The organism is Conyzicola sp. (genome assembly GCF_046714715.1).
Classification (GTDB): domain Bacteria; phylum Actinomycetota; class Actinomycetes; order Actinomycetales; family Microbacteriaceae; genus Conyzicola.
The window spans coordinates 1-3,457 of the sequence record NZ_JBKKAD010000093.1 but is presented as its reverse complement, the minus strand read 5'-3'; the positions used below and the strand labels follow the sequence as shown (position 1 = coordinate 3,457).

The following is a 3,457-nucleotide window of genomic DNA, read 5'->3' as shown; positions in this document are numbered from 1 at the left end:
GGTCGCGCCCGGGAGTTCGCCGACGCGCACGCCGCGGCCGCGCACGCCTACGACTCGCTCGAGGCCCTGTTCGCCGCGCGACAGGTCGACGTCGTGCACCTCTGCACCCCGCCCGGTGTGCACGCGCCGCAGGCCGTCGCGGCCTTCGCCCACGGTGCGCACGTGATCGCCGAGAAGCCGCCGGCCCTGTCGCTCGCCGAACTGAAGCAGATGACGGATGCCGCGGCGGCAGCCGACCGCCGGTTCGCGGTGGTGTTCCAGCAGCGCACCGGTTCGGCCGCCGACCACGTGAAGCGGCTGCTCGACTCCGGCGCCTTCGGCCGCGCGCTGTTCGCGACCTGCACCACGCTCTGGTACCGCGACGCCGAGTACTACTCCGTGCCGTGGCGCGGCCGTTGGGAGACCGAGGGCGGCGGTACGACGCTGAGCCACGGCATCCACCAGATCGACCTGCTCGCCTACCTGCTCGGCGACTGGCGTTCCGCGTCGGCGCAACTCTGGCGCCAGGCCCGCGACGTGGAGACCGAAGACGTGTCGACCGCGACCATCCTGTTCGAGAGCGGCACCGTGGCATCCGTATCGACCAGCGTCGTCTCGCCGCGGGAGACCAGCTCGATCCGCATCGACACCGAGCGGGCGACCATCGAGGTCGACCACCTCTACGGCCACGCCCCCGAGAACTGGCGCATCACGCCCGCGTCGTTCGTCGGCGATGACGAGGCAGCGGGGTGGGCGTTCGAGGGCGAAGGGTTCGAGGGCGGCGCCGTGCCGAGCGGTCACGACGCGCTGCTCGACGAGGTCTACGCGTCGCTGTTCGCGGGCGCCCCGCTGCCGGCCGTCGCGGCGGAACCGGCGCGGGCGCTCGAGATCGTGACGGCGTTCTACGCCTCGGCGCGCGAGGGCGGCGGCCGGGTCGACCGCGAGCGGGTGCAGGGCGACGCCGCGCTGCGGGGCACGCTCGAGGCCCCGGTCGACGACAACCGTGCCGTGGACCACCGGGCCGTCGCGGACCCGGCCGTGGGCGGCTGATGGGCGCGCCGATTTATCGGGACGAGCTGTGGGAGGGCGCATCCGACCCCACCGTCATCGAGCGCGAGGGAAGCGGCGAATGGTGGATGTTCTACACCCAGCGGCGCGCCCTGCTCGAGGGCTCCGGCGTCGAGTGGGTGCACGGCAGCCGCATCGCGGTCGCGGTGTCGACCGACGGGGGAGCGAGCTGGACGTACCGCGGCGTCGTCGACGGGCTCGACCCCGAGGGCGACGCCGGGCCGAACACGCACTGGGCGCCCGAGGTCGTGCGATTCGGCGGCAGGTACCACATGTACCTCTCGTGGATCGCGGGGATCCCGGATGCCTGGGCCGGGCACGAGAGACACATCGTGCATTTCGAGAGCGAGACTCTAGAGAGCTGGAGCCGGGTTGGCCGCGTCGACGTCGGGAGCGACTTCGCCATCGACGCGGCGGTCGCGCGCACGCCTGACGGCCTGCTGCGCATGTGGTTCAAGAACGAGGCGGCCGAGTCGACGACGTTCGGTGCCGTGAGCCGCGACGGCTACGCGTGGCGGGCCGACGGGCTCGTGATCGGCGGGGCGCCCCACGAGGGGCCGAACGCCTTCGAACTCGGCGGCTGGTGGTGGCTCATTGTCGACGAGTGGCGCGGGCTGGGCGTCTACCGCGGCACCGACGGGGTGCACTGGGAGCGGCAAGACGGCCTGCTGCTCGCCGCGCCGGGCAGCGACCCGCTCGACCGCGAAGTGGGCCGGCACGCGAGCGTCGTGGTCGGTCAGGAGAGCGGGCTACTGTTCTACTTCACCCACCCCGGGTTCGACGGTATCGAGCTCGCGGGTGCCACTCCGCTTTCCGCCCGCCGCACCTCGATCCACGTCGCGCGACTGTCGGTGAGCGCCGATCGACTCTCGGCCAGCCGCGAGTTTCCGGGGAAATCACGCCGATTTCTGCCACCGGATTGACGGTTGAATGCATTCAACCTATGCTCTGGGATAACGCTTTCCCAGCGCCACCCACGGACTACAGCGACGTTATCCAGGAGGACAACGATGTTCTATAAGCACTCCCGCCGCACAGCAACAGTGATCGCGGTCACAGCAACAGCCGTTCTGGCACTCGCCGGCTGCGCCGGCTCCGGTCCGGCTGCGACCGAGGGCGGCAGTACCTTCGATCCCGACGCCGAGGTGACCGTCGACTTCACCTGGTGGGGCAACGACGACCGCGCCTCGAAGTACACCGAGGCCATCGCGCTGTTCGAAGAGGAATACCCGAACGTCACGGTCAACGGCACGTTCACCGACTACCCGTCGTACTGGGAGAAGCGCACCACCGAGGCCGCCGGCGGCGGACTGCCCGACGTGATGCAGTTCGACTACTCGCAGATGGACTCGTTCGGCAGCCGCGGCCTGCTCTACAACCTCACGCCCGAATACGGCACCAACATCGACGTCGATGCCATCCCCGAGACCGCCCTCAATGTGGGCGACATCGACGGCGAGTCGTACGGCCTGATCTCGAGCACCAACGCCTGGGCGATGTTCCAGGACAAGACCCTCATCGAGTCCCTCGGCGCCGAACCCTACGAGGGCGGCACGAGCTGGGAGGAGTACTACGAGTGGATCGCCGACATCACCGCTAACGGCAACGGCGTCTACGGCGGGGCCGACCCCACGCAGCGCATCCAGAACTTCGAACTCGCGCTTCGCCAGGACGGCGGCAACCTCTACACCGACGAGGGCGAGCTCGGTTTCGACGAAGACGACCTCACCGCTTTCTGGGAGTCGGCATCCGACGTCCGCGAGGGCGACATCGTTCCGCAGCAGCGGCTCGAAGAGCTCAACCCCGTCTCGGGCTTCGGCGCGAACATCGCGGCGAGCGAGCTCACCTGGGATAACTTCGGCGCCGGCTACCTCGCCGACTCCGGCAAGGCCGTCGACGACCTGATCCTCACGACGCCGCCCACCAGCGACGCCGACGCCAAGGACCTCTACCTCAAGCCCTCGATGCTGCTCGCGATGTCATCGAAGACCGAGGTGGGTGCCGCGGGCGCCAAGCTCATCGACTTCCTCACGAACAGCCCCGAGGTCGGCAAGATCTTCGGTGCCTCGCGCGGCATCCCCGCGTCGGAGACGCAGCGCGACGGTGCCGAGCTTTCCGGACAGGACGCGAACGTGCTCGCCTACGAAGAGTCGATCACCGACCGTCTCGGCGACGCTCCTCCTCTGCCCCCCGAGGGCGCGGCATCCATCGAACAGAAGTTCTGGGACCTGGGAAAGAGCATCGACCTCGGCGCCATCGAGATCGACGAGGCCGTGAAGCAGTTCTTCAGCGAAGCTGAGATCGCCCTCAACAACTAGGTACCGAAGAACTACGTTCTTTCATAGCAACGACGCTCGGAGAATTCACGATGACCACAACACAACGGCAGGTGTCGAAGACAACGCCGCCG

At 68.9% G+C, this 3,457-nt stretch carries 3 protein-coding genes; all 3 read left to right on the top strand.

The features are described from left to right. Positions 1 to 1,029: Gfo/Idh/MocA family protein (locus ACLQ6X_RS07410; protein ID WP_411699533.1), on the top strand; the 1,029-nt coding region annotated here is incomplete at its 5' end. Further along, the gene (locus ACLQ6X_RS07405) at positions 1,029 to 1,970 is read left to right on the top strand and encodes a hypothetical protein (protein WP_411699532.1); all 942 of its coding nucleotides are present in this window, start codon (positions 1,029 to 1,031) and stop codon (positions 1,968 to 1,970) included. The genes ACLQ6X_RS07410 and ACLQ6X_RS07405, both read left to right, overlap by 1 nt. A gap of 87 nt (positions 1,971 to 2,057) precedes the next feature. Next, positions 2,058 to 3,365 carry an ABC transporter substrate-binding protein gene (locus ACLQ6X_RS07400; RefSeq protein WP_411699531.1) on the top strand — a complete coding sequence of 436 codons (1,308 nt, stop codon included), beginning with the start codon at positions 2,058 to 2,060 and terminating at the stop codon, positions 3,363 to 3,365. Positions 3,366 to 3,457: the final 92 nt, after the last annotated feature.